The sequence below is a fragment of the Mesorhizobium sp. WSM4311 genome, from assembly GCF_002295115.1.
GTDB lineage: Bacteria > Pseudomonadota > Alphaproteobacteria > Rhizobiales > Rhizobiaceae > Mesorhizobium.
On record NZ_NSFV01000005.1, the window covers coordinates 182,138 to 208,082 of the forward strand.

The following is a 25,945-nucleotide window of genomic DNA, read 5'->3' on the forward strand; positions in this document are numbered from 1 at the left end:
AAGACGGCTGCACGTCAAGCCTTATGCTCGATTTGCCGCTAATATGGTAGCCATGCCGCACGGTCTTGCCCGTGGGCTCGGCCCCGTGCCACATCTTGGCGGGGACGCGGCGACAAGGGGGGTGGGTGATGCGTGGCGAAGTGCTTCACTATGACGAGGACCAGGGTTTCGGCTTCATCACCGGCGCCGACGGCAACCGCTACACATTCACCCGCGAGAACCTTCGCCGGCAAACCGCGATGCCCAAGGGCACGGCGGTCGAGTTCCAGCCGGGCGGCGGCCAGGCGCGTGACGTCTTCTCGATCGCCACCCAGGCCGCAAGCCCGGCCGCCGGCATAAACCCCGCACCGGCTCAGGCCAATCCCGTACCCACGGCCGTCGCAGCGCCGGCGCAGCATTTCGGCCGGACGGCCGAGCCGGCAGAGCCCACCGATCTCTGGACCTATTTCTGGAGCGGTGTGACCCGGAACTACTTCAATTTCGCCGGCCGCGCCCGGCGCAAGGAATATTGGGGCTATTGCCTGTTCTGGACGATCGCGTTGCTGGTGGTCGTCGGCATCGGCGTTTTCACCGATGCCGAGATAGGCAATTTCGACAACGCCGAGCTGCCGGCGATGACAGTGGGGCTTTTCGGCATGTTCCTGCTGGCCACCTTCCTGCCCAGCCTCGGCATGATCGTGCGCCGCCTGCACGACCTCGGCCTGACCGGCTGGCTCTGCCTGCTCATCCTGATCCCGACCTTCGGCAGCCTGATCATTCTCGTCTTCGCATTGATCCCGACACAGGGGCGCGAAAACCAGTGGGGGCCAGTGCCGGCGGGGGTTAGAATTTAGCGTGGCGTGCATATTGCATTGGTGAACAACCCTGGGTAGCATGCTGGCGAGGCGATGCAGGGGGAAAGCAATGCGCGGTACGGTGTTTCACTACGACGCGGATCAAGACTACGGTTACATCGACGGCGCTGACGGCAAGCGCTATTTTTTCACACGGACGGATCTGAGCCGGGAGATAGCCCTCGTCAGAGGCAGTCTTGTCGAATTCCAGCCGGACGACGGAACAGCGCGCAACATCGTCGCCGTGAGTTCGCCCGCACCCTCGGCGACCCCTGGCCAGCCTGGTCTTGCCCCTGAAACCCGGCCCACTCGTTCCACAGGTCTGTGGGCATACTTCCTGTGCACGGTCAGTGTGGATTTTTTCAATTTCAACGGACGCGCCCGTCGCAAGGAATATTGGGCCTTCTGGCTGTGCTCGACCGTCCTGGTGTTTGCCCTGCTGGGTTTCGGGATACTCGTGGATCTTGCCATCAACGGTTTCCGCGACGGTTCGAGCAGGAACGCGATCGGATTCCTGCCCTTCTTTATTTTCGCGTTGGCCGTCAACCTGCCCTGGATCGCGCTTGCCGTGCGACGTCTTCACGACTTCGGCAAGAGCGGTTGGTTTGTCTTGCTCTGCTTCATCCCAGCCATCGGTGGCATAGCCTTGCTGGTCTTCGGGCTTGTGCCATCCCAGGCGGGCAAGAACGCCTGGGGGCCGGTGCCCGCAGGGGTCAGAGTTTAACAGCCAGTTTCCCGAGAAAAAGGGGGTAAGTCACTCCCAAAAAACGATCGTTCGGCCGAACTTCGTCACGGCTGAAGATTCCTCTTGCAATTTAATCCGCGCACAGATAGTCTGTGCACAGATCGAATGATCGATCAGACAAGACGAATGGAGCCAGGACAATGTGGAGCAATGAATACACCGCGATTTCCTCCCTTCCCTCAGCAGCCATCTGGAACGCGCTGAAGGCGTTGCACGAGGGCCGCCTCACCTATGAGGGGTCCGACACTTTCGTGCTGCACGGCCCGTTCGCCAAGGGCACCCGTGTCTCGGTGACGCCGGTCGGGCAGGACACGTTCGAATCGACCATCGTCGATCTCGTCGATAACGTCACCTATGCCGACGAGACTTCGTTCGGTAACACGAAATTGCTGTTCCGGCACACGCTGGTGCCGGTCGAGGGCGGCACGCAGGTGACGCACCGGCTGGAAATTTCCGGCCCCTCGGCAGCCGAGGTCGGACCCGAGCTCGGCCCGCAGATCAGCGGCGATTTCAACGTATCGATGGCTAAATTGTTCGAGCAGGCAAAGGAGTTGGCGAACGGTGGCTGATGGACGGGATTTGAAGACGCGCTTCAGCGGACCTTCGGAGAGCCCCGGCTTGTTGTTGTGGCGAACCACCATGCGCTGGCAGCGCGTCATGACCGCGGCATTGGCGCCGCTCGACCTGACACATGTCCAGTTCGTGCTCCTGGCCTCCGCCATGTGGCTCGGCCGCAATGGCGAGCCGCCCAACCAGGTGCAGCTCGCCGCCCAGGCCGGCACCGAGGTGAAGATGACCTCGGACGTCGTTGCCCGGCTCGAGGCCAAGGGTTTGATCGCGCGGGAAGCCGACCCCAGGGATTCGCGTGCCAAGGTGATCCGCGTCACCCCGGCCGGGGCCGCCGCCGCGCAGCGCGCCATCGTTGCCGTGGAGACCGCCGACGCGGCCTTTTTCGAACCGGTGGACGAAGCGCAACTCGACGGCCTGCTGCAGCTGCTGGCCGGCGACATACGCTAGAGCAATTCCAGGAAAAGTGTGAGCGGTTTTCCCGCGAAAGTGCATAGCGCTTTCCCTTGGGAATTGCGTCAAAACAAAGAGTTAGAGCGGTTCGCCGTTTCCATGAAACGGTGAAACGCTCTAAGTGAGCGCGTTAACCCAGGAACTTGGCGATGATCGCGTCGCCCATCTCGACCGTGCCGACCTCGGTCATGCCCGGCGAGAAAATGTCCTTCGTCCGCAGGCCCTGATCGAGCACGGCGGCGATCGCGCCTTCCAGCCTGTCGGCCTCATCGACCATGCCGAAGGAATAGCGCAGGCACATGGCGAAGGAAGCGATCATGGCGATCGGGTTGGCGATGCCCTTGCCGGCGATGTCGGGCGCCGAGCCGTGCACGGGCTCGTAGAGCGCCTTGCGCTTCTTGGTCTTGACGTCTGGCGCGCCGAGCGAGGCGGACGGCAGCATGCCGATCGAGCCGGTCAGCATGGCGGCGATGTCGGACAGCATATCGCCGAACAGATTATCGGTGACGATGACGTCGAACTGTTTTGGCCAGCGCACCAGCTGCATGCCGCCGGCATCGGCCAGCATGTGGTCGAGCTTGACGTCGGAGTAGCGCGCCTTGTGCGTCTGGGTGACCACCTCGTTCCACAGCACGCCCGACTTCATGACGTTGCGCTTTTCCATCGAGGTCACGTGGTTCTTGCGGGTGCGCGCGAGCTCGAAGGCGACGCCCGAAATGCGCTCGATCTCGAACGTGTCGTAGACCTGGGTGTCGATGCCGCGCTTCTGGCCGTTGCCGAGATCGATGATCTGCTTGGGCTCGCCGAAATAGACGCCGCCGGTCAGTTCGCGCACGATGAGGATGTCGAGGCCTTCGACCACCTCCTGCTTGAGCGACGAGGATGCCGCCAGCGCCGGATAGCAGATGGCCGGACGCAGATTGGCGAACAGCTCCATGTCCTTGCGCAGCCGCAGCAGGCCGGCCTCGGGGCGCACCTCGTAAGGCACGGCATCCCATTTCGGTCCGCCGACGGCGCCGAACAGCACCGCGTCCGCCGCCATCGCCTTGGCCATGTCGGCATCGGAGATCGCCGCGCCATGCGCGTCGTAGGCGCAGCCGCCGACCATTCCCTCATCGGTGGCGAAGCCGCTGCCGAGCCTTTCGTTCATGGCCGATATCAGCTTCTTGACCTCGGCCATGGCCTCGGGGCCGATGCCGTCGCCGGGGAGCAGGAAAAGATGCTTCGTTGCCATGGAAAAACCGTCCTGGAAAGAATTTGAACCGCGGCCTTGCTAAACGCCAAGCGCTTGCGGCGCAAGCCTGCGCTTCACAACCGCGATCACCGATGTGAGAGAATGTTGACCAGCCGGCCCAGGGGATCGCGCACATAGAAGCGCCGCACGCCCCACGGTTCGTCGGCCGGGCCGTATTCGATGGCGAAGCCGGCGGCCTTCATGCCTTCGAGTGCCGCCTCGACATCGTCGACCTCGATCGACAGGTCCGGCACCGGCGTGCCGGAGCCGCCTTGCGCCATGAAGGAGACCTGCACCTGCATCTTTTCCTCGGAGCCGTAAGTGGCGATCCAGCCCTGGTCCATCAGCACGTCGAGGCCAAGCACATCATGGTAGAAGCGCTTCGCCGCCGCCGCATCCCGCGTCTCGATATTGGCCACGATGCGCCGGACCTTCATGGTCTCAGCGCCCCGGAGCCGAGCGTCGCAGCGCCGTGACCTCGATCTCGATCTTCATTTCCGGCTTGTTGAGCTGGCACACGATCATCGTCGCCGCCGGCCTGATGTCGCCGAAGGTCTCGCCCAGGATAGGGAAGACCACGTCCACAAAGGCCTGGTCGGTGATGTAGTAATGCGCCCGCACCACGTCTGATATCTCGAAGCCGCCATCGGCCAGCGCCTTGCCGATCGTCGCCAGGCAGTTGCGCGTCTGCGCCTCGACCGTCTCCGGCATCGTCATCGACGCGTAGTCATAGCCGGTCGTCCCGGACACGAAGCACCAGTCGCCCTGCACCACCGCGCGCGAATAGCCGGCGGTCTTCTCGAAGGGCGAACCGGTGGAGATCAGTTTGCGCATTGGGGGCCTCCTTGGATTGTGGCCTGCATCTAGCAGGCGGCTCGGCGCGGGTCGTGGGCCAAGCAGGGCCGACCATTGTCACGATGCGGTGAAGCGCTGCCTCCCTCCCATCGTAATCCTATGGCGAAGCAAGGAGCGGAGCGACGCAGCGCAGACCCCTGGATGACGAAAGCGCTGCGCAGACGTAGCCGCCCTAATTCGCCGACGACAGTGCCTTATCCAGCGCTTCTTTCACGTCGGCCGGCCATGTCGCCACCGCCGGCCAGGCGTTCGGCTGGCCATTGTCGCCGCGGCGGGCGAAGTAGAGCTTGTGCTTGGCCGGATCGACCGCCATGAAGCCGTCATTGCCGCCGCAATCATGCGGCACGCAGCCACTGGCATAGAAGGCGCCCGACGCGGTCTTTTCCGTGCCGCCGCCGACCAGCAGGCTGGTCGCCATGTCGGGCATGTCCTTGCCGACCAGCTTTTCGGCTTCCTTGTAGACCGCCTCATTGTGGAAGGCGTCGATGATGTTGTCGTATGTCGACGGGTCGATGTCTTTCCAGTCGGTCCCGGGTTCCGGCATGTAGGTCAGATTGCCGGAGGTGGTCAGTCCCGATGTCGGCGACCACTGCAGGGCCGGCTTCTGATCGCCCGGCAGCAGATAGGGCACGAAATAGATGGCGCTGTCGGAGATCGCCGCCGGCGGCGCGCCGCATTCGTCCTGCTCGACCGTCGTGGTCTTGATCTCGCCGTCCTTCGGCTTCCAGACGATCACCTTGGCCGGGCCGCATTGATTGCCGCCGTCGCCGACATCGACCAGCGCCACGTTGACGTCGCCGATCTTCACGATCCTGTCGAAGAAGACATCGTAGTTGCTGGCCAGCTGCTTGCCGTCATAGGCGAGCACCTTCTCGCCGTCCTGCTCGGGCTGCGTGATGGTCAGCTGGCCGCCCTCGAACGGTATCGGCGCCTGCTTGTCGTCGTCGGCGGGCGCCGCGTCGCTGGTGCTCGACGATCCCTGGTCGGTCGCCGGCTGGTCGGCCGGCTTCTGGGCTGCAGTTGGCGTCTGTGTCTGCGCAAAGGCGCTCGCGCTGGGCATCAGCAACAAGGCCAAGCCGCAAACGCCGGCAAGAAGCGAACGTGCCATGACTGTCCCTCCCTTCAGTCGCCACCAAACCCGGCCTGAACCCGGCCGGGCCTATCGTCGGACGGTTGCCGCTCAGGCCCAGGGACGCCGTTCGGCGTTCTTCTTCTCGAACGAGGCGATGGCGCCGGCCTTCTCCATGGTCAGGCCGATATCGTCGAGCCCGTTGAGCATGCAGTGCCGCTTGAAGTCGTCGAGGTCGAACTTGACGACGCCGCCATCCGGGCCGCGGATTTCCTTGGCTTCTAGGTCGACCGACAAAGTGGCGTTGGAGCCGCGCGAGGCGTCGTCCATCAGCTTCTCGAGATCCTCGGGGCTGACGGTGATCGGCAGCACGCCGTTCTTGAAGCAGTTGTTGTAGAAGATGTCGGCGAAAGAGGTCGAGATGACGCAGCGTATGCCGAAGTCGAGCAGCGCCCAGGGCGCGTGCTCGCGGCTCGAGCCGCAGCCGAAATTGTCGCCGGCGACCAGGATCTGCGCCTTGCGGTAGGCCGGCTTGTTGAGCACGAAATCCGGATTTTCCGAACCGTCGTCATTGTAGCGCATCTCGGCGAACAGGCCGGTGCCGAGGCCGGTGCGCTTGATCGTCTTGAGATAATCCTTCGGGATGATCATGTCGGTGTCGACATTGACGATCGGCATCGGAGCAGCGACGCCGGTGAGCTTGGTGAATTTTTCCATGGCTTTGGCCCGTGTTTTCGTTGCGGGGGATTTGCTGACGCCCCGTTTACACAAAGCCGAGGGCAAATAAAAGGCAGCTGTTCGCGCGCACTGGCACAAGGGCCGTACCACAAAAGGACTTCGAATTCGCGAGGCGATGGTGCAGTCTGGCCGGCATGGCTCAAAACTCCCATGTCCTCTACGCAAGCGAGCCTGCGCTCGGCATCGCCGAATTCCGCCGCGTGCTGGTTGAGTCCGGCCTCGGCGAGACACGGCCTGTCGATGATCCCGCCAGGCTGCGGGCCATGCTGTCCGGCGCCAATCTTGTGCTGACCGCGCGCCTCGGCATCGAAGGCAAGCCGCTGATCGGCGTGGCCCGCGCAGTCACCGACTTCTCCTGGGTCTGCTACATCTCGGAGCTCGCCGTCTCCCGATCGGCGCAGGGGCTCGGCATCGGCAAGGGCCTGATGGACGAGGCGCGGCGGCAGCTCGGGCCGTCGGTCGCCATCAGCCTGATTTCCATGCCCGATGCGGTTGGCTTTTACGAACGCATCGGCATGAAACGCATGGCCGACGCCTTCTCGTTCTCCCGCAAGGGCTGACTTTTTCTCCCGTGGCCGCGCCCAACCGCCGACGGCGCACGATCTTGCCGCTTGACATGCAACCAAATGGTTGCATATTAAAGCCATGAGCATGGATGCAGTCTTTCGCGCCTTGGCCGACCCGACACGCCGGCAATTGCTGGACAACCTCCATGCCCGGAACGGGCAGACGCTGAACGCGCTGTGCGCGGAGATGGACATGACGCGCCAGGCGGTGACCAAGCATTTGGCGATCCTGGAGGAGGCCAACCTCGTCACCACGCTGCGCAAGGGACGCGAGAAGCAGCACTACCTCAACCCGGTTCCGATCAACGAGATCGCCGAGCGCTGGATCGGCAAGTTCGAGCGCCATCGGCTGGATGCATTGAGTGATCTGAAGAAACGCCTCGAAAGGGAAGACTGATGAGCAACAGCTTCGTTTACGTGACCTACATCCGCACCACGCCCGAAAAACTCTGGGAGGCGCTCACCGACCCGGAGTTCAATCGGCAGTTCTTCCTCTGCTCCTATCAGGAAAGCGAGTGGAAGGTCGGCTCCAGCTGGAAACTGATCTTCCCCGACGGCCGCGTCGCCGATTCGGGCGAGATCCTCGAGATCGACCCGCCCAAGCGCCTGGTCATCAAATGGCGCAATGAATGGCTGCCGGAGGTCAAGGAAGACGGCTACACGCGCTGCACTTTCGCCATCGAACAGGAAGGCGAGCTGATGAAGCTTGCCGTCACCCACGAGGCCGACGGCCCGCACCGGCTGATCCCGAATGTCACCAAGGGCTGGCCGCTGGTGCTGGCCAGTCTCAAGAGCCTGCTCGAGACCGGCAAGGGTTTCGAGCGCCCGCCAACGAAAGGGTGAAGGGCTCGTTTCGATACCGAAACAAAATGGATGCGGAGGCATGGATGATGCACATCCTCGGGGTACAGAGCATGACCAACGGCGAGACGATCATGGCGTCGGCCGAGATCGAAGCGCCCGCGGAACGCATTTTTCGCGCGCTGGTCACGAGCGAGATAGAGCAATGGTGGGGGTCCGCCGACACCTACCGAATGGCCGACTGGTCGGCCGACCTTCGCGTCGGCGGCCGCTGGGCGGTTGTCGTCCGCACGGCCGACGGCAGGGAGCTGCCGGCCGGCGGCGAATTCCTCGAGATCGAAGCGCCGCGCCGGATCGTGCAGACACGGGCCTATGGCTGGGACCATCCGACGCTTGGCCGGCGGCAGACCACGGTCGCCTGGCTGCTGGAGCCGAGCGCCAAGGGCACGCGCCTCACCGTCTGCCATGGCGGTTTTGCCGGGCGCAGCGATGCGGCGGCCGAGCATGCCGAGGGCTGGGGCCGGGTGCTGGCCTGGCTGCAGGCTTATGTCGAGGCCGGGAGACTGGCGGCGGCTTAGGCGCCTCTTCCTTCTCCCCTTGTGGGAGAAGGGAGAACCGGCCGCTTCTCAAATCACGTTCAATTCCCGGAACGCCCGTCCCTGGGCCACCCGCTCATAGCCGAACGCCGAGCAGTCGATCGTCCGGTACCCGCCATGCACCAGGAACTCGGCCAGCGCCTTGCCGACTGCCGGCGCCTGCTGCAGGCCGTGGCCGGAAAAGCCGTTGGCGAAGAGGAAATTGCCGACTTCTGGATGCGGCCCGATCACCGCGTTCTGGTCGAGCGTGTTGTAGTCGTAGTGCCCGGCCCAGGCGCGGGTCGCCTTGATTGCCTCGAAGGCGGGAATGCGGGTCGCCAGCACCGGCCAGATCACCTCTTCGAACAGCGGCCAGTCGACCTCGAAATCGCTGGGGTCGGCCGGGCCGTCGCCCTCTTCCGGCTCGGCGCCGCCGGTGAGGTAGACCGAGCCTTCCGGCCGCACATAGATGCCGGAGGGATCGACCAGCAGCGGCATGTCGGCATATTTCTCGCGCGCTTCGAACACGAAGACGTTGCGCTTGCGCGGCTCGACCGGCAGCGCCAGCCCGGCAAGAGCCGCGACCTTGCCGGCATTCGGCCCGGCGGCGTTGACGACGATGCCGGCCTCCAAGGTCCGGCCATTGTCGAGCGAGACGCCGGTGACGCGGTTGCCGTCGCGTGCAATGCCGGTGACGGACGCGGCGATGAAGTCAATCTTCTTGTCGCGTAGCGCCTTGCGGAACAGCGTCAGCATCGCATGCGCGTCGAACCAGCCTTCGCCGGTCCGGCCATAGGCGCCGGCGGAAATACCCTCGGCCGACAGCCAGGCAAAGCGCCGCGTCAGCTGCTCGGCGTCCTCGAGCACGATGTCGGCGCCTTCGGCGACCTGCGCATCATGGTTTGCCTTGAGCACCGGCAGACCGTTCTCGCCAGCCAGGATGAGATAGCCGCCCTCGCGGAAACCGATATCGGCATCGGTGCCGAACGTCTCCTTCAGCCGCCGGAACAGTTTCAGCGTGAACTGCGACAGGCGGATGTTTTCGGGAATCGAGAATTGCTGGCGGATCGAGGCCATGGACAGCGTCGTCGCCGCATGGGCGAATTGCGGATCGCGCTCGATGAGCGCGATGGAGCCGGAAAACCCTTCCTCGCGCAGATAATAGGCGACCGATGAGCCTACGATGGCTCCGCCGATGATGACGATGTCGTAGCGCACTGCTTTTTCTCCGAATCCGGCCGCCGGCAATCCTCACGCCACCGGCAGTGTGATCTCGAAGCGCGTGCCGCGCTCGCTGTCAACCAGTCGGATCATGCCATCATGCGCTTTCAGGAGGGCCAGCACGATGCCGAGGCCCATGCCGGTGCCGCCGGTGGAGCGCCGCGTGGTGAAGAACGGCTCGAAGATGCGCGCCCGGTTGCTCGGCGAAATGCCGGCGCCGTCATCGCCGACCAGAACTGTCGCCTTGCCGCCGGCGCTTGTCGCGGTGATCGAAACCAGCGTCGCGCCGTGCCTGGCGGAATTGTCGATGAGATTGGCAAGCACGATTGCCGCGTTCTCGGCCGAGATGCGCAAGGCGAGATCGCCGCCCGCCTCGACGTGGACCGCCAGCCTGGTGTCGGCGGGCAGCAGCGCCAGCGCGGCACCGATCGAGGTGCTTTCGCCGCTCGGTGCAAGATTTTCGGCTTTCGCCAGATCGAGCAGCCGCCGGACCAGCAGATTGAGCCGCCCGGCATCGGTGACGATGTTGTTGGAGAAGCGCCGCCGCTCCTCATCATCCATCGCGCTGCCGGAATCGCGCAGCAATTCGGCCGCGCCCTGGATCGCCGTCAGCGGCGATTTGAGCTCGTGCGAGACATGGGTGGCGAAGGTCTGGATCGAGTCCGATCGCGCCTGCAGTCTTTCGGCCATGTCGAGGAAAGCGGCGGACAGCTCGGCCATTTCGTAGGTGCCATGATGGTCGAGCGGCCGGATCGCGTCGCGCTCGCCGGCGGCGATGCGCTGGGTGCGGTCGATCAGCGCATAGATCGGCCGGCTGACCGTGCGCAGGAACACCAGGCCGATGAGCAGCGTGCCGCCGAGGATGGCGATCGCCGCCAGGGTCACCTTGCCGCGTTCGCCATAGAGATGCTTGATGATGTTGTTGGGTGTCCGCGAGACATAGACCACGCCGGCGAGCTTGCCATCGACGGCCACCGGCAGGGCGACGAAGACCCGTACCTTGGTGCCGCGGCTGACCGAATAGAGCGGTGGCGCCGGCTGGTCGGGAATGCGCAGCCTGAGCGCGCTGGCATAGTGGCCACCAAGGGCGGTCCGCACTTCATCGACCTCGCCAAGCGACTGCCCGACCTCGCCGCGCCCGGCAATGACGACGCCCCGGGGATCGAGCAGCCGGAAGCCGGCCAGCGTGGTTTTCTGCGTGGCGTCGAGAATGCCGGACAGGCGCGTGCCGATTGCGGCGAAGGCCGGATCGGCGGTGACGGACATGGCGGCCGGCCGGGTCGGACGCACGGCGTCGGAGGCGAGATCGAGGCGCGGCTCGATCGGCCGGTACGGGCCGTCGGGATTGGCGGCTCGGCTGGCGCCGCCATTGGCCTGCGGCATCGGCGCGCCGAGTTTGTCCGGGGGAATGCCGGCCTCGCGCACCTCCTGCGCATAGATGGCGGCAATGGCCGCCCCTTGCGCGATCAGCTCCGCCTCGGTCTGGCGGATCAGCTGGTTCTCGTAGAGGCGGAAGAAGAACAGGCCGACCAGCGGCAAGGCCATTACCATGATCAGGATGGCGACGACGACCGTGGCAAGCCTTGGCCGCCATTTGCGGCCGATCCATTTGCTGGACGTCGTCAGCCGCATCGGCCGAGCCGGAAGCCGACGCCATGCACGGTCTCGATGGCGTCCAGGCAGCCCACCGCCGCCAGCTTGGCGCGGATGTTGCGGATATGGCTGTCGACGGTGCGGTCGGCGACATGGATCTTGCCGGCGTAGGCGTTTGCCATCACCGCGTCACGGTCGAGCACATGCGCCGGCCGCGCTAAAAACCCTTTCAGAATCGAGAACTCTATCCCCGTCAGGGCAAGCGGCTTGCCGTCGAAGGCGGCGGCGTGGCTGGCCGGCGCCAGAGTGAGCTTGCCATGCGAAAACTGCCGGTCGTCGGCCGCTGCGGCCGGCACCGGGCGGGCGCGGCGCAGGATGACGTTGACGCGGGCGACCAGCTCGCGCGGGCTGAACGGCTTCGTCACATAGTCGTCACCGCCCATTTCGAGCCCGAGGATGCGGTCGATCTCCTCGTCGCGCGCGGACAGGAACAGCACCGGCACATCCGATGTGTGGCGCAGCCGCCGGCAGACCTCCAGCCCGTCCATCTCCGGCATGCCGATGTCGAGCACGACGAGGTCGGGCGCCCGGCGTCCGATTTCCTGCAAGGCGGCGGCGCCGTCGGCCACCCCAAGCGTCTTCATGCCGGCCTTTTCCAGCGCGAAGCAGATCACTTCGCGGATATGCGGGTCATCGTCGGCGACGAGGATGTGATGCGGCATCGGTCAGCGGCCCGGCAAGGAAGGTTGCGAAGGCTGAGGAAGCACGAGCGACCCCTTGCTGTCGAGATAGGCAAGCAGGCGCCAGTCGCGAAAGCTCCAGGCCCGCCAGTTTGCCTGGACGGTTCGGTACCAACCCTCGTCGATGCCACGCAGTCTCACAAGTTCGCGTGCGGCGCCGGCCTCGGCGGTCTTTCCCTGATGATCGAAGAAACGGTCGAGTGCTGGAAACGCGCCCGGGCCGAGCGAGCGCAGATACCAGGCGTCGAGGGGGATGCCCTGGCCGGTCATTTCGAAGGAATGGTCGACATTGTAATTGGCGATCGTCGCGGCGAAATTGATGAAACAGCAGGCATAAAGCGTCAGGGATAACGTCAGAAGATTGGCGGAGGAGAGCCATTCATTGGATTTTCCGAGCGCGATGCGGGCGATGATCAGCGCAAGGCCTGCCGCCACCAGCCCCATCCAGACAAAGGCGGCGATGCGCCAGTAGGTCAGCGCATAGATGCCAACATAGAGGTCGAGCCGCAGGATCGACGAGATGACCAGCATGATGTTCTGCGCCACCCAGGCATAGACCAGCCGGCGGATGACGGGATCCCCCGATGTTTCGCTGCCCGGCCTGAGCGCCGCCAGCACGAACCCGGCGGCGAGCAGTGCGGTGACAACAAGGGGATAGGCGCCACGATGCGCGTAGGCCGCGTAGCTCAGACCGTCGGGAAGGGCTGCCCCGCCCCACAGATAGGTGGCATCGAGCCCAGTCTGCAGCGCAAACAGCACGTTGAAGACGATCAGGGCGCGCAGGATGGCGGCCTTGCCGAACACGATGTCCTCGACGACGTGGCTTTGCGGATTGATCGCCGGTTGAGCCGCGGCAAGGGGTGGCCGGGGGCCGCGCCGCGAAAAGCGCGGCAGGCGCGGCCGCAGAAAGGCCCAGACGCCGGCGAGCGCGAACAGCCAGAAGGCGACGCGCGCCAGCTGGATGAGGTCGAGCAGCTTCATCAGGTCGATCAGCGACAGCCAGTAGTCGATGACCGGATTGGCGGCGCCGAACAGTGCCAGGAACACGGCGCCCAGTGTCAGCGGCATCACCCAGACGGCGATCGCCGCCAGCCGCACACGTCGCCCGTCAAACCGGCGCGCAGTCTTGCGCCAGCGGATGAAATCGCGGACGAAGCGGAACGGCGCCGCAAGCCCGAACAACGCGATCTGGCCGGCAATGCGCGCCATGCCGTGCCGCAAGCGACCGCTCAACGAAAGCGCGAACACGACCAGCGCCGCGAGCGCGATCGAGACGGACAGGAGGCTGACATTCTCGGCGAGCGGCAGCAGTGCGACAAGCAAGGCGGCGGGCTTGAGCCAGACCCTGATGTCGCTGAAGGCCGTGGGATGCACGGCCACGACCGCGGCGGCGATCAGGATGGCGAACAGGAAGGCGGTGATGCCGGCGGGCTGGCCGTAGAACAGGAAATCCGCCAGCACGACCAGCAGCACGGCAACACCGAAGCGGCTGCAATAGCTTGGCGCGGCAGAGAAGAACGCTGTCACGACCTGATCCTCCCGATGGTGTCCAGCCGGAAGGTCGGCGGACACTTGCGGGCGAAAGGGATGAGAATCGCCATGGGATTCGCGCGTGGCGGATCGACCAGCCACCAGCCTTCGCTGCGCAGGCGCTGTGGCACGGACCAACGGGGTTTTGCTCGCTTGTGCATGCCGCCTGTTTCGCAGGCCGGCAGGGAGATGGCAGGGCGGATCCGAGGAGCTTTTCCGCAGGCCTGTGCAGTTTTCGTGCAGGGTCGCGCGCCAGGGCTGGTGTGTCGCCCCAGCCAGGCTCCTTTCCTCTCCCTCCGGAGGGGGGAGAGGTGGCTCGGCGAAGCCGAGACGGAGTGGAGGAACCACCTGGCAACCGCCGCGAACGGACATAGGAAGGGCGCAAGCATTGCCTCGCCTTGCGCCCAAGGGTCGACCCCCACTCCGTCGAGCTTCGCTCGACACCTCTCCCCCGATCGACGGGGGAGAGGAAAGGCCTGCTTCCGCAGCCGTTGCGGAAGGGCGCTGAGCTTCTACCTCCCTTTGTGGGGAGGTCGGACCGAAGGTCCGGGTGGGGGTGCGGCGCCGGACCCCACCCCGCTGCTTCGCAGCGACCCTCCCCACAAGGGAGAGGGTGGCCGCACAGCCCCAACGCTTGCCTCGACCGACCCCAGGCGGCATAGATCGGATATGACCGAATCCTACCGTCCGCGCCGCTCGGTGCTCTACGTCCCGGCCTCCAACGACAAGGCGCTGGCCAAGATCACGCTTCTGTCCTGCGACGCAATCATCATCGACCTCGAGGACGCCGTCGCGCCGGCCGACAAGATTGCCGCCCGCGAAAAGCTGCCCGCCATCTTCGCCGGCCGCCCGGCTGCCAACCATCTCGGCCACCGCTGCGAGATGGTGGTGCGCGTCAATGCGCTGGCCAGCGAATGGGGCGACGACGACCTCCTGGCCGTGGCGAAAGTCGAGCCCGACGGCATCCTGCTGGCCAAGGTCGCCACGCCGCGCGACATCCTCGAAGTCGGCGACGTGCTCGACGACAATTTTGCCCCCGATAGCGTGAAACTCTGGGCGATGATCGAGACGCCGAAGGCCCTGCTCAACATCGGCGCCATTGCCGAACTGGGCCGCGACCCGGCCTCCCGGCTCACTTGTTTCGTTGCCGGAACGAATGATCTGGCCAAGGACACCGGTGTGCACGTGACGCCGGACCGGCGCTACCTCGTGCCATGGCTGATGCAGATGGTGCTGGCCGCGCGCGCCGGAGGCCTCGACATGCTCGACGGCGTCGCCAATGATTTTCGCGACCTCGACGCCTTTGCCCGTGAGTGCGCGGAGGGGGCCGCCATGGGCTTCGACGGCAAGACGCTGATCCATCCGGCCCAGATCGACGCCGCGAACCGCGCCTTCGCGCCCTCGCCGGAGGCGATCGCCGAGGCACGCGCGGTGAAGGATGCCTTTGCGCTCACGGAAAACACAGACAGAGGCGTGATCGCGCTGAACGGCAAGATGGTCGAGCGGCTGCATCTGGCACAGGCCGAAAAACTGCTGGCGAAGGCGGCCGCCATCGGCGCATGATATAGCCCCATGCTCGCGGGCTATGGGCACTTACGACAGGACTTGGGACATGAAACTCTACCGCTTTCTCACCGGCCCGGACGACGCCAGCTTCTGCCACAAGGTGACGGCGGCGCTGAACAAGGGCTGGCACCTGTTCGGCTCGCCGACCTATGCCTATGACAAGGAGGCCAAGACCATGCGCTGCGGCCAGGCGGTGGTGAAGGATGTCGACGGCCAGGAATATGGGCCGGATACCAAGCTCAGCGACTGGTAGGCCAGGCGCTGAGGCCTTCCTTCTCTTCGTCATCCTAGGGCGAAGCAAGGAGCGAAGCGACGCGGCGCAGACCCTAGGATGGCGAAGTGTGGGCTCTACTCAGCCGCTTCTTCGATCCGCTCCATATCATCGTCCGACAGGCCGAAATGGTGGCCGATCTCGTGGATCAGCACATGGGTGACGATGTCGCCGAGCGTCTCCTCGTTTTCGGCCCAGTAGTCGAGCATGGCGCGGCGGTAGAGCGTGACGCGGTTCGGGCCTTCGCCGGTCTGCGGGTTCCAGCGCTCGGCGATGCCGCGGCCCTCGAACAGGCCGAGCAGGTCGAACGGCGTTTCCAGCGACAGGTCGTCCATGATCTCGTCGGTCGGGAACTCGGCAATCTGGATGACGATCTCGCCCGTCAGCTTGCGAAAATCTTCCGGCAGATGGGCGTAGGCCTCCAGCGCCAGGAACTCTATCTCCTCCATCGAGGGGGCGAGTTCGCCATGCCAGGTGCGGGTCTTGTAGATGCGGGCCATGCTTTGTCCTTTGACCGGGCATATAGGCTTTCGCACCGGGCGAGGCAAATGAAGCGGCAATTCCTGCCGCGGCAACTTTGCCGATGCCGAGGAATCGCGTAGGGGCCGGTTCCGGCCATCTCCTGGGGAGTTCTCATGCCGGACCTTTCCACCATCGGACTTTTCGCCATTGCCTGCCTCGCTTTGACCGCGACGCCAGGGCCGGACATGCTGCTGATCGCCTCCCGCAGCGCCAGCCAGGGGCGCGCCTCGGGCCTGGCGACCTATGCCGGCATCGCCGCCGGCACCTATTGCCACGCGCTGGCCGCCGCCTTCGGCCTGTCGCAACTGTTCCTGGCAGCGCCCATCGCCTACGACATCGTGCGCTATGCCGGCGCGGCCTACCTTGCCTATCTCGCCTGGAAGGCGTTCCGTTCCGACGGAACGGCATTTGCCCCGGTCGCCGGCCTGCCGCGCTATTCGCGAAGCCGGATTTTCCGGCAAGGCCTGCTGACCAATTTGCTCAACCCGAAGATGGCGCTGTTCGTGCTGGCGCTGTTCCCGCAATTCGTGCGCCCCGAGACCGGTTCCGTCGCCGGCCAGATCCTGCTGCTGGCGACCGTGCTCAATCTGATCGGGCTGATGGTCAACGGCCTGGTCATCCTGACCGCCAGCCGGATCGGAGCCGCCTTATCGAAACGCACGCGGTTCCGGCGGGCGCCGCAGATCCTGCTGGGAACCGTATTCGCGGGCCTGGCCGCACGACTGGCTTTCGGCGGCCAGCGCTGAAGCGCGTTTGCAGGAATAAATTCCTTGTGACTCTGCTTGACTCTTCCGTCACCCTCTGGAATCAATAGGAACATAACAGGAACAATTGTGAGTGGACACTGACCGTCATGGCGATATCAGCCGTGGCGCGGGAGACTGTTTTTGCCCTGCGCCGCCAGATCGCGAAGATCGAGGGAACGCTGCCCGAGCGCCTGCAGGCGCCGGCTGGCGTGCCGCTTGATGCCGACGCCAGCGCCGATCTCACGATCGTCCGGCGCGGTCTTGCCGCGGCCTTGCCGGATGCCTTCCTGCCGATCGGCGTCGACCCTCTCGATGCCGCCCTGAGCGGTGGGCTGCCGAAAGCGGCGCTCAGCGAAATCCATGGCCTGGAAACCCGCGATGCCGGAGCCGTCGCCGGCTTTGCCCTGTCGCTCGCCAGCCTGATCCTCAAGCAGGCGCAAGGGCTGCCGGTGTTGTGGATAGGCACCACGGAGATCTTCCGCGAGGCGGGCTTTCCCTATGCCAGGGGACTGCAGGCCTCCTTCGGCATCGGGCCTGAGCAATTGCTGTTTTCCGAGGCGCCGAAACTCGTCGATGCGCTGTGGGTCGCCGAGGAAGCAGCGCGGATGACGACGCTCGCCGCCGTCATCCTCGAAATCCGCGGCAACCCGCTGCGGCTCGACCTGACCGCCACGCGCCGGCTGCATGCGAGGGCGCAAAGTGCCGGCCGCCCCGTATTCCTGCTGCGGCAGGCGGCCGAGCCGGAACCGACGGCGGCGCCCGTCCGCCTCATCGTCTCGCCGGCGCCGGCCGTGCCGCGCGAAACCGTCGCCGGGCCGCTCGCCGGATCGATCGGCCGCACGGCCTTCACCATCAGCATCGACAAGAGCCGCACGGCCTTGCCTGGACAATTCACACTGGAGTGGAACCCCGATGAACGCGTATTCGACGAAAGAAGGGGCGAGGAAGGACGGACAGGCCGGGCAAAGAATCCTGTCCCTGTGGTTTCCCTATCTGGCGGCCGAAAGGATCCTGCGGCAGCGCCTGGGGCGGTCCTGGCGTTCCCGGCCCCAAGATCACCCTACGCCATCTCATCCGCCACTGGTGATCAGCCACCGCCAGGGCAACGCGCAGCGCATCTCAGCCCTCGACGAGCGGGCTGAGGCGCTGCACCTGAAGCGCGACATGGGCATTGCCGACGCGCGTGCCATGCATCCGTCGATCGACATCGTCGAGGCCGATCCGGAGGCAGACCGGCGCCTGCTCGAAGGCCTTGCCGACTGGTGCGACCGCTACACCCCGCTGGTGGCGCTGGATGGGGCGGACGGACTGTTTCTCGACGTCACCGGCTGCACCCATCTGTTCGGCGGCGAACGCGCCATGCTGGACGACATCCTGTCGCGCTTCTTCCATCAGGGGTTCGATGTCCGCGCCGGCCTTGCCCCGACGCCGGGCGCGGCCTGGGCGGCGGCTCGCTTTTGCGGCGACCGCATCGTTGTTTCAGGCGAGGAGGAAGCGCTGCTGGCGCCTCTGCCGCTCGCCGCACTGCGCATAGCGCCGGAAACCCGCGCCAGCCTGGAAAGTGTCGGCCTGCGGACGGCGGGCGCCGTCATGGCAGCACCGCGCGCGCCGCTTGCCCGCCGCTTCGGCGCCACCTTGCTGCTGCGCCTCGACCAGGCGCTCGGCCGTCTCGACGAAGCGGTCTCGCCGCGCCTTCCCGTGGCGCCGCTTTCGGTCGAGCGGCATCTCGCCGAACCCGTCACCCTGACCGAGGACATCGAGCGGCTGGTCGGCCTGCTGGCGACGACCTTGAAGACCGATCTCGAACGCCGCGGCGAGGGCGCGCGGAGGCTGGCGCTGCTGCTCTTCCGCGTCGACGGCGCCGTCAGCCGCATCGCGCTCGGCACCTCGCGGCCGATGCGCGATCCCCGGCTGATCCAGAAACTGTTCCATGAAAGGCTGGCCGCCCTCGAGCAGGACATCGACGCAGGCTACGGCTTCGATCTGGTGCGGCTTTCGGTGCTGGCGGCCGCCGCCTTCGACATGGCGCAGGCCGATCTGACGGGCGAGGTGACCGATGACGGCGCCGACATCGCGCTGTTCGCCGACCGCATCCGCGCCCGGCTCGGCGAGGGCGCCGTGCTGCAGCCGGTCGCGGTTGAAAGCCATCTGCCGGAGCGCGCCGTCGCCATCGTCCCCTTCAGCGAAGCGCCGCGCCGGACCACGCCGCCGAAGAGACCGGACAGGGTGCGGGCGCCCACAACCATCTTTCCGCCGGAACGGCCGATCCGGCTGTTCCGCGCGCCCGAGCCCATCGAGGTGCCGGCCACCGAAATGCCGGAGGGCCCGCCGCTGCATTTCCGCTGGCGGCGCGCGCTCTACCGCGTCACCCGCGCCGAGGGTCCCGAACGCATCGCCGCCGAATGGTGGCGCCAGGCGCCAGGCGGCGCCGCGGCCTCGACACGCGACTATTTCCGCATCGAGGATGCCGACGGCCGCCGCTACTGGCTCTACCGGCAAGGACTTTACGGCGGCTCGCAAGCCGCGCCGCGCTGGTTCATGCACGGGGTCTTCGCATGAACGCGCTGACCGTCATTCCCTATGCCGAGTTCGGCATCCAGTCGAACTTCTCCTTCCTGCGCGGCGCCTCCAAGCCGGAGGAGCTGGTGGTCGCGGCCAAGCTCATGGGTTTCTCGGCGATCGGCCTTGCCGACCGCAACACGGTGGCCGGCGTGGTGCGCGCCTGGCAGCAGGCCAAGGTCGAAAAGCTTGCCTATCACCCTGGCTGCCGGCTGGTTTTTGGCGACGGCACGCCGGACATTCTCGCCTATCCCAGGAACCGGGCAGGCTGGGGGCATCTGTGCCGCATGCTCACCCAGGCCAATCTGCGCGACGAGACCGAAAAGGGCGCCACCCTTCTCCAGCGCGGCGACCTGCTCGAATGGGGAGATCTGATGTCGCTGGCGGTCATGCCCGATCTGGCAGCGGGCGCGCAGGACTGTCTTGCCTTGCTTGGCCAGCTCAAGGACCGTTTCGGCAGGGCCCTGCGGCTTGGCGTCTCGCCCTGTTATGCGGGCAATGACCGTTTCCGGATCGAGCAGGCAGCGGCGCTTGCCCAGAGCACCGGCATCCCGCTGATGGCGACCAACGATGTCCTCTACCACACCGCCGAACGCCGCCCGCTGCAGGACGTGCTGACCGCGATCCGCCTCAACACGCCGGTCGCCGAGGTCGGGCTGGAACTCAGCGCCAATGCCGAACGCCATCTGAAGCCGCCGCTGGAAATGGCCCGCCTGTTCCGCAGGCATCCGCAGGCGCTGGCCGAGACGCTGCTGTTCGCGCAAGAGCTGGCCTTCTCGCTCAGCGACCTCCAGTACAATTACCCCGACGAGCCGACGGAATCCGGTCTCGGGCCGCAGGCAGAGCTGGAAAGACTGGCGCGGGAGGGGGCGGCCAGGCGCTATCCCTCAGGCGTGCCTCATTCGGTGATCAAGCGCATCGAGGAAGAGCTCGCCCTGATCGAGCGCCTCAACTACGCCCGCTACTTCTTGACGGTCTACGACATCGTCAAATACGCCCGCAGCCAGGACATTCTCTGCCAGGGGCGCGGTTCGGCCGCCAATTCGATCGTCTGCTTCTGCATCGGCATCACCGAAGTCGGGCCGGACCGGATCGACACGCTGTTCGAACGCTTCATTTCCGAGGAGAGGAACGAGCCGCCCGACATCGATGTCGACTTCGAGCATGAGAAGCGCGAGACCGTCATCCAGTACATCTACGAGAAATACAGCTCCAAGCGCACCGCGCTCGCCGCCGCCGTCATCAGCTATCGCGGCCGTTCGGCGCTGGGCGAAGTGTCGAAGGCGATGGGCCTGTCGGAGGATGTCCGGGCGTCCCTGTCCGGCTCGATCTGGGGCTGGTCGACCTCCGAGGTCGGCGAGAAGGAAGCCCGCGCCGGCGGCCTCGACCGGAGCGACCCCACATCGCGCCATGTGATGGAACGGGCCAATGAGATCATGGGCTTCCCCCGCCACCTCTCCCAGCATGTCGGCGGCTTCGTCATCACCAGGGACCGGCTCGACGAGATCGTCCCCATCGTCAAGACGGCGATGGACGAACGCAAGATGGTCGAATGGGACAAGGACGATCTCGACTCGGTGAAGATCCTTAAGGTGGACATTCTGGCGCTCGGCATGCTGACCTGCCTGCAGCGCGCCTTCACTCTGCTTACGGACCACTATCCAAAAGCCCGGGATCCCTATGGCCAACCCTATGTGCTGGCCACCTTGCCGCCGGAAGACAGGCGCGTCTACGACATGATCGGCCGCGCCGACACGCTCGGCGTCTTCCAGATCGAATCGCGCGCCCAGATGTCGATGCTGCCAAGGCTCAAGCCAAAGGATTTCTATGACCTTGTCATCGAGGTGGCGATCGTGCGGCCGGGCCCGATCCAGGGCGATATGGTGCACCCCTATCTGCGCCGCCGGCAAGGCAAGGAAAAACCCGAATATCAGAAACCGGAGCTCGAGGCGATTCTCGGCAAGACGCTGGGCGTGCCGCTGTTCCAGGAACAGGCGATGAAGATCGCCATCGTCGCCGGCGGCTTCAGGCCGGGCGAGGCCGACGAACTGCGCCGCGCCATGGCCACCTTCAAGCGCACCGGCACCATCGGCAATTACCGCCAGCGCATGATCGACGGCATGGTCGGCAAGGGCTACACCAAGGATTTCGCCGAGCGCTGCTTCAAGCAGATCGAGGGTTTTGGCGAATATGGCTTTCCCGAAAGCCACGCCGCCTCCTTTGCCTTGCTGGTCTATGCCTCCTGCTGGTTCAAGACCTTCTATCCCGACGTGTTCTGCGCCGCGATCCTGAATTCGCAGCCGATGGGGTTTTACCAGCCGGCGCAGCTGGTGCGCGACGCGCGCGACCATGGCGTCGACATCCGCGAGGTCGACGTCAATTATTCCGTCTGGGACTGCACCCTGGAAAAAGCGCCGTTCGATCCGGCCCGCATCCTGCCGCGCCATGCCGATATGCGCGGGGTCATCGAGACGAACCATGCGGTGCGGCTCGGCTTCCGGCAGATCAAGGGCCTTTCCAAGGAACGCATGGAGGATTTCGTAAAGCGGCGGGGTTCAGGTTACGAAACCGTCCGTGACGTCTGGCTGCGCTCCGGCCTCGATGTCGACGAGATCGAGCGGCTGGCGCAGGCCGATGCCTTTCGTTCGGTCGGCCTCGACCGCCGTGCCGCGCTGTGGGAAGTGCGCGCGCTGGGCGCCAGGAGTGCGGCCGAAAAGCTGCCGCTGTTCGACCAGCCGGCGCTGCGCCTGCGCGAGCTGGAGCCGGAGACGAAGCTGCCGAAAATGCCGCTCGGCGAGCATGTCATCCACGACTACCGCTCGCTCGGCCTGTCGCTGAAGGCGCATCCGGTCGCCTTCCTGCGCGAGCGGCTCGACCGCGCCGGGGTCACGCCCAATGCCAACCTGCCTTCGGTACGCGACGGCAGGCGGGTTTCCGTCGCCGGCCTCGTCCTGGTGCGGCAGCGTCCCGGCAAGGGCAATGCGATCTTCCTGACGCTGGAGGACGACAAGGCGGTCGCCAACGTCATCTTCTGGGAGCGGACCTTTAACCGCTTCCGGCCGATCGTCATGGGCGCGCGCTTCGTCAAGGTCACCGGCAAATTGCAGTCGGAATCCGGTGTCATCCATATCGTCGCCGAAAAGATCGAGGATCTGACGCCCTGGCTGACCGTGCTTCTGGAGAAGGTCAGCGGGGCCGGAGCGCCGGGCGCTTCCCCTCCAGCAGCGAAAGCTGAGGCTCCCATTCGCGACAGCCGACCCGCGATACGCAACGCGCCGGTCGGGCAGGATATTGCGATGCTGTCGGAAGAGGCGGAAAGCGTCATGCCCAAGGGGCGCAATTTTCAGTAGGCAGCGCCACACGCACCTTCGTCATCCACGGGCGGAGCAGGAGCGAAGCTCCGTCGCGCAGACCCCTGGAGCTGCTCCGCAGCTCAAGGGATCCATGCCGCGACATCAACCGAAGAGTGCCACGGTCCAGAATTGCGTCTCTACACCGTGGGAAGAAAGGCACCTGGTTCTGGCCCGCTTTCGCGCGTCGCATACGTCACGGCATGGATCCCAGGGTCTCCGCGACGCCGCTGCGCGGCTGCTCCGCCCTGGGATGACAACGCGATGAATGGCACCGCCCCTACACCGGCCCCGTGGGCACCGGCCTACGCCGGCCGTAGCCTTGACTGACAAGCTACTTATGAGTGCTTCGGCCGGCGAAGGCCGCAAGCCCAGCAACCCATTGTTTGCAGGCCGGCATAACCTGAATATCGATATACCCTAAGACGGCCCACTCAGCTTCGGCGGCGCCAGCACATCCTCCGCCGACAGCGTCCGCGCCTCGGAGGGCAGCATGATCGGGATGCCGTCGCGCACCGGATAAGCGAGCTTGGCGACCCGCGAGACCAGTTCGCCGCGCTCCGGATCCCAGGCCAGCGGCCCCTTTGTCAGCGGGCAGGCCAGGAGTTCCAGCAGCTTGGGATCGACATTGATCTTCTTTCCGTCACGCCCATCAGCCGCCACTCTATTGCCTCCTGACCGACTATCGAAGATGTGCTGATATTCAGGTGATGCCTGACCTGAATATCGGCACATCTTACTGTAGGCTCGAGCCAAAGTCCTCATTCTCGCGCGCCAGCGCCATTTCGGTGATGGCGATCAGCGTTTCGGCGCGCGTCTTCAGGTCGGCGGCTTCGAGCAGCGCCTGTTTCTCGGCCGGGCCGTAGGGCGCCATCATCGACAGCGCGTTGACCAGCATGGCATTTTCGGCGCGGCTGACGCTTTCCCAGTCGGCCTCGAGGTCATTGGCCTGCAGATAGGCGCGGAACGCCTTGAGCAGTGCCGGCCGGTCGATCTCGTTCGCCGCCGGATCGTCATCGAGATCGGCGAGGAAGGGCGCCGGCTTTGCCTGGCGAAACGGCGTCTTGACCGTCAGTTCATGAGCGATGCGGAAGCGGAACACGCCCTGCAGCGAAATCAGGTAACGGCCGTCGCCGGTTTCGGAGAAGGCGATGATGCGGCCGGCGCAGCCGACATTGCACAGTTCCGGCTCGCCATCCTCGCGCAGCGCGCCGTCCAGACGGGGCTGGATGACGCCGATCAGCCGCGAGCCGGCGACCGCTTCGTCCACCATCTGCAGATAGCGCGGTTCGAAGATATTGAGCGGCATGCGGCCGCCCGGCAGCAAAAGCGCGCCCTCGAGCGGAAAGATCGGGATCGTCGACGGCAGATCCTTGGCCAGACGGTAATGCGCGTTTCCCGCTTGCACCACATTCCTCCGATCGACTTCATTCGCCGCCCGCCGCCGGGATCGTCGGCTTGGCCGAAGTCAGCTTCCTAATCTGGCGCAGCCGCCGCCGACCACAAGCCCGTGCGACGAAACAGCCGCCGGCTCAGGAAAACAGCAGCGCCGACAATTTGCGCCGCGCGGCCAGCGTCGCCTCGTCGGTCAGGCCCCAGGCTTCGAAAAACTGCAGCAATTGCGTCCTGGCGCCATCCTCGTTCCAGCCGCGGTCGGCCTTGATGATGGCCAGCAGGTTGTCGGCTGCCGCCGTGCGTTCGCCCCTGGCATTCTGGATCATGGCCAGGTCGAAACGCGCCTGATGGTCCTTGGGGTTTTCGGCCAGGCGGCGCTCGAACTCGGCCGGATTGCCCAGTTCCGCCGCTTGCGCGGCCAGCGCCATCTTGGCGCGCAGCGCGGCGAGAACAGGCGCGTCCTTCTTGGCCTCGGGCGCCGTTGCCAGCAAAGCCTCGGCGCCTTGCGTGTCGCCGGCCTCGAACAGCAGCTCGCCCAGCCCGGCGATCGCCTCGATCGTCTCCGGCGCCTGCGCCAGGATGGCGTCGAAAATGTCGGCGGCCGTCTGCATGTCGCCGGCCTCGCGCGCTTCCGTCGCAGCCGCCAGCGCCTCGGCCACGGCCGGAGCGCCATTGCCCTTGCCGCCGACCTTGGTGATGAATTCGGCGATCTGGCTTTCGGGGATGGCGCCCATGAAGCCGTCGACCGGCTGGCCGTCCTTGAAGGCGATGACGGCCGGAATCGACTGGATGCCCAGCTGGCCGGCGATCGAGGGATGGTCGTCGATGTTCATCTTGACCAGCTTTACCTTGCCGCCGGCGGCCCGGACCGCCTTTTCCAGCTGCGGCGTCAACTGCTTGCAGGGGCCGCACCACGGCGCCCAGAAATCGACGAGCACTGGCTGGCGGCGCGATTCCTGGATGACGTCGGCGGCAAAGGCGGCGGTCGTGGTGTCCTTGATGACATCGCCGGCGGCGGCGGGAGGCGCGGCTTCGCCAAGCGCGACCTTTGCCGGCGCGGCTCCCGTTCCGCCATACTGAACAGTGGGCGCATACTGGCCGCCACTGCTGCCGAATGACCCGCCAAACGGCTTGTTGTCGCTCATCTCGTCACCCTTTCGGTCGCGCCGCCGGCCCGCGGGTCGGCGCCATGTCATTGGAAGTCGGTTTCGCCATGCATGTGGCGATCATGCCGAGACTTTCAAGATAGCAGCATCGTGCCCGGTTGCCTCGACGAATCTGATGAGATCGGCCGACGCGATCGATGTCGTCGCCTCATTGGTCAGCGGATGGGCGTTGATGACGGCATGCGCCATCAAATCCTCGTCGAGCACCAGCTTGACCCGGTGCGCCGTGTCGTTGATGACGCCGAAGACGGTGACGGCGCCCGGCGAGACGCCCAAAAGCTCCATCAGCATCTCCGGCTTGCCGAAGGAAACACGGCTGGCGGCGCCGATCAGCTGGTGGATCTGCTTGAGATCGACGACCGCCTCCTCGCCGACGGTGACCAGGAAGAAATTGTCCTTCTTGTCCTTCAGGAACAGGTTTTTCGTGTGCCCGCCGGCGATTTCGCCGCGCAGCGCCTGCGAATCGGCGACCGTATAGAGCGGCGGATGGCGTTTCGTCGAAACGGCGATGCCGAGTTCGACGAGAAAGGCAAAAAGTTCGGCTTCGGTCTTCGGCATCGATTGTCTTCTTCGTCGTTTTTCCGCCTTGCCGTTTACGGCCAATGCGGTGGCCGACACAAGGCCATCGCACGACAGGCCGATGAAATCCCCGCGCCGCGGGCGGTTTGCCGGCATCGTTTGGCATGTTGAAAAAAGCCTGCGATTTCCCTGTTGCAATCGCCGCGCTCTTCAGCCATATAGGCCCGGCTTGCGGCCAAGACGCCGTGTGAGCGGGTGTAGCTCAGGGGTAGAGCACAACCTTGCCAAGGTTGGGGTCGAGCGTTCGAATCGCTTCACCCGCTCCAATTTC

At 65.3% G+C, this 25,945-nt stretch carries 28 protein-coding genes and 1 tRNA gene; 15 read left to right on the plus strand and 14 right to left on the minus strand.

Annotated features, from left to right (window positions below):
• The first annotated feature begins 128 nt into the window (after positions 1-128).
• The 4 genes from CK226_RS15040 (at position 129) to CK226_RS15055 (ending at position 2,595) form a co-directional block, all read left to right on the plus strand.
• Positions 129-833 carry a DUF805 domain-containing protein gene (locus CK226_RS15040; RefSeq protein WP_095792290.1) on the plus strand — a complete coding sequence of 235 codons (705 nt, stop codon included), beginning with the start codon at positions 129-131 and terminating at the stop codon, positions 831-833.
• A gap of 70 nt (positions 834-903) precedes the next feature.
• Complete coding sequence (locus tag CK226_RS15045) at positions 904-1,557, plus strand: DUF805 domain-containing protein (protein ID WP_095792519.1); 654 nt, start codon at positions 904-906, stop codon at positions 1,555-1,557.
• Between the two features lie 161 nt (positions 1,558-1,718).
• Positions 1,719-2,147, plus strand: coding sequence for a polyketide cyclase (locus CK226_RS15050; protein WP_095792291.1), 429 nt, complete (start codon positions 1,719-1,721; stop codon positions 2,145-2,147).
• Entirely contained in the window at positions 2,140-2,595 is a 456-nt protein-coding gene (locus CK226_RS15055) for a MarR family transcriptional regulator (RefSeq protein ID WP_095792292.1), read from the plus strand. Before CK226_RS15050 ends, CK226_RS15055 begins: the two co-directional genes overlap by 8 nt.
• A gap of 133 nt (positions 2,596-2,728) precedes the next feature.
• Here CK226_RS15055 and leuB read toward each other — a convergent pair whose 3' ends face one another.
• From leuB to leuD, 5 genes are all read right to left on the minus strand, one after another.
• Positions 2,729-3,832, minus strand: a complete 1,104-nt coding sequence (leuB, locus tag CK226_RS15060; RefSeq protein WP_095792293.1) for a 3-isopropylmalate dehydrogenase — start codon at positions 3,830-3,832, stop codon at positions 2,729-2,731.
• Positions 3,833-3,918: 86 nt separating this feature from the next.
• Positions 3,919-4,269, minus strand: coding sequence for a VOC family protein (locus CK226_RS15065; RefSeq protein WP_095792294.1), 351 nt, complete (start codon positions 4,267-4,269; stop codon positions 3,919-3,921).
• Between the two features lie 4 nt (positions 4,270-4,273).
• Positions 4,274-4,666 (minus strand): RidA family protein, encoded by a 393-nt coding sequence (locus CK226_RS15070; RefSeq protein WP_095792295.1) that lies wholly within the window; start codon positions 4,664-4,666, stop codon positions 4,274-4,276.
• 193 nt (positions 4,667-4,859) lie between these two features.
• A complete protein-coding gene (locus CK226_RS15075) occupies positions 4,860-5,795 on the minus strand; it encodes a hypothetical protein (protein WP_095792296.1) in 936 nt (311 codons plus the stop codon).
• Positions 5,796-5,867: 72 nt separating this feature from the next.
• On the minus strand, positions 5,868-6,473 hold the full coding sequence (gene leuD, locus CK226_RS15080) for a 3-isopropylmalate dehydratase small subunit (RefSeq protein WP_095792297.1): 606 nt from the start codon (positions 6,471-6,473) through the stop codon (positions 5,868-5,870).
• A 155-nt stretch (positions 6,474-6,628) separates the two neighbouring features.
• Here leuD and CK226_RS15085 point away from each other — a divergent pair, with 155 nt between their 5' ends.
• From CK226_RS15085 to CK226_RS15100, 4 genes are all read left to right on the plus strand, one after another.
• Positions 6,629-7,054, plus strand: coding sequence for a GNAT family N-acetyltransferase (locus tag CK226_RS15085; protein WP_095792298.1), 426 nt, complete (start codon positions 6,629-6,631; stop codon positions 7,052-7,054).
• A 91-nt stretch (positions 7,055-7,145) separates the two neighbouring features.
• Complete coding sequence (locus CK226_RS15090; RefSeq protein ID WP_064987727.1) at positions 7,146-7,457, plus strand: metalloregulator ArsR/SmtB family transcription factor; 312 nt, start codon at positions 7,146-7,148, stop codon at positions 7,455-7,457.
• Positions 7,457-7,903 (plus strand): SRPBCC family protein, encoded by a 447-nt coding sequence (locus CK226_RS15095; RefSeq protein ID WP_095792299.1) that lies wholly within the window; start codon positions 7,457-7,459, stop codon positions 7,901-7,903. The genes CK226_RS15090 and CK226_RS15095 overlap by 1 nt, the downstream gene beginning before the upstream one ends.
• Before the next feature lie 44 nt (positions 7,904-7,947).
• A complete protein-coding gene (locus CK226_RS15100) occupies positions 7,948-8,439 on the plus strand; it encodes an SRPBCC domain-containing protein (protein ID WP_095792520.1) in 492 nt (163 codons plus the stop codon).
• Positions 8,440-8,487: 48 nt separating this feature from the next.
• On the opposite strand, the gene CK226_RS15105 is transcribed toward CK226_RS15100, so the two are convergent.
• Genes CK226_RS15105 through CK226_RS15120 form a run of 4 tightly spaced genes read right to left on the minus strand, consistent with a single transcriptional unit; the run spans position 8,488 to position 13,517 of the window.
• Complete coding sequence (locus CK226_RS15105; protein WP_095792300.1) at positions 8,488-9,654, minus strand: FAD-binding oxidoreductase; 1,167 nt, start codon at positions 9,652-9,654, stop codon at positions 8,488-8,490.
• 33 nt (positions 9,655-9,687) lie between these two features.
• Positions 9,688-11,289: an ATP-binding protein gene (locus CK226_RS15110; protein ID WP_095792301.1), complete on the minus strand. Its 1,602-nt coding sequence runs from the start codon at positions 11,287-11,289 to the stop codon at positions 9,688-9,690.
• A complete protein-coding gene (locus tag CK226_RS15115; RefSeq protein ID WP_095792302.1) occupies positions 11,280-11,972 on the minus strand; it encodes a response regulator transcription factor in 693 nt (230 codons plus the stop codon). Before CK226_RS15115 ends, CK226_RS15110 begins: the two co-directional genes overlap by 10 nt.
• Before the next feature lie 3 nt (positions 11,973-11,975).
• A complete protein-coding gene (locus tag CK226_RS15120) occupies positions 11,976-13,517 on the minus strand; it encodes a DUF4173 domain-containing protein (RefSeq protein WP_095792303.1) in 1,542 nt (513 codons plus the stop codon).
• A 672-nt stretch (positions 13,518-14,189) separates the two neighbouring features.
• On the opposite strand from CK226_RS15120, the gene CK226_RS15125 reads away from it, so the two are divergent.
• Both CK226_RS15125 and CK226_RS15130 read left to right on the plus strand, forming a co-directional pair.
• Positions 14,190-15,083: a CoA ester lyase gene (locus CK226_RS15125; RefSeq protein ID WP_095792304.1), complete on the plus strand. Its 894-nt coding sequence runs from the start codon at positions 14,190-14,192 to the stop codon at positions 15,081-15,083.
• A 49-nt stretch (positions 15,084-15,132) separates the two neighbouring features.
• Positions 15,133-15,339, plus strand: coding sequence for a DUF1737 domain-containing protein (locus CK226_RS15130; protein WP_095774865.1), 207 nt, complete (start codon positions 15,133-15,135; stop codon positions 15,337-15,339).
• 95 nt (positions 15,340-15,434) lie between these two features.
• Here CK226_RS15130 and CK226_RS15135 read toward each other — a convergent pair whose 3' ends face one another.
• A complete protein-coding gene (locus tag CK226_RS15135) occupies positions 15,435-15,857 on the minus strand; it encodes a metallopeptidase family protein (RefSeq protein WP_095775561.1) in 423 nt (140 codons plus the stop codon).
• A 135-nt stretch (positions 15,858-15,992) separates the two neighbouring features.
• Between CK226_RS15135 and CK226_RS15140 the strand changes: the two genes are divergently transcribed.
• The 4 genes from CK226_RS15140 to CK226_RS15155 all read left to right on the plus strand — a co-directional run bounded on the left by CK226_RS15140 (position 15,993) and on the right by CK226_RS15155 (position 22,534).
• Complete coding sequence (locus CK226_RS15140) at positions 15,993-16,625, plus strand: LysE family translocator (RefSeq protein WP_095775562.1); 633 nt, start codon at positions 15,993-15,995, stop codon at positions 16,623-16,625.
• Positions 16,626-16,732: 107 nt separating this feature from the next.
• On the plus strand, positions 16,733-17,767 hold the full coding sequence (locus CK226_RS35530) for an ImuA family protein (protein ID WP_095792305.1): 1,035 nt from the start codon (positions 16,733-16,735) through the stop codon (positions 17,765-17,767).
• Positions 17,709-19,184, plus strand: a complete 1,476-nt coding sequence (locus CK226_RS15150; protein ID WP_095792306.1) for a DUF6504 family protein — start codon at positions 17,709-17,711, stop codon at positions 19,182-19,184. Before CK226_RS35530 ends, CK226_RS15150 begins: the two co-directional genes overlap by 59 nt.
• Positions 19,181-22,534 carry an error-prone DNA polymerase gene (locus tag CK226_RS15155; RefSeq protein WP_095792307.1) on the plus strand — a complete coding sequence of 1,118 codons (3,354 nt, stop codon included), beginning with the start codon at positions 19,181-19,183 and terminating at the stop codon, positions 22,532-22,534. The genes CK226_RS15150 and CK226_RS15155 overlap by 4 nt, the downstream gene beginning before the upstream one ends.
• Positions 22,535-22,954: 420 nt before the next feature.
• Here the strand turns inward: CK226_RS15155 and CK226_RS15160 are convergent, their stop codons facing one another.
• The 4 genes from CK226_RS15160 to CK226_RS15175 form a co-directional block, all read right to left on the minus strand.
• Entirely contained in the window at positions 22,955-23,197 is a 243-nt protein-coding gene (locus tag CK226_RS15160) for a Trm112 family protein (protein WP_095792308.1), read from the minus strand.
• 73 nt (positions 23,198-23,270) lie between these two features.
• Entirely contained in the window at positions 23,271-23,942 is a 672-nt protein-coding gene (locus CK226_RS15165; RefSeq protein WP_027047556.1) for an LON peptidase substrate-binding domain-containing protein, read from the minus strand.
• Between the two features lie 124 nt (positions 23,943-24,066).
• On the minus strand, positions 24,067-25,074 hold the full coding sequence (trxA, locus tag CK226_RS15170) for a thioredoxin (RefSeq protein ID WP_095789048.1): 1,008 nt from the start codon (positions 25,072-25,074) through the stop codon (positions 24,067-24,069).
• Positions 25,075-25,155: 81 nt separating this feature from the next.
• Positions 25,156-25,653 (minus strand): prolyl-tRNA synthetase associated domain-containing protein, encoded by a 498-nt coding sequence (locus tag CK226_RS15175; RefSeq protein WP_095792521.1) that lies wholly within the window; start codon positions 25,651-25,653, stop codon positions 25,156-25,158.
• Positions 25,654-25,865: 212 nt separating this feature from the next.
• Between CK226_RS15175 and CK226_RS15180 the strand changes: the two genes are divergently transcribed.
• Positions 25,866-25,940: transfer RNA gene (locus CK226_RS15180), tRNA-Gly, on the plus strand.
• Positions 25,941-25,945: the final 5 nt, after the last annotated feature.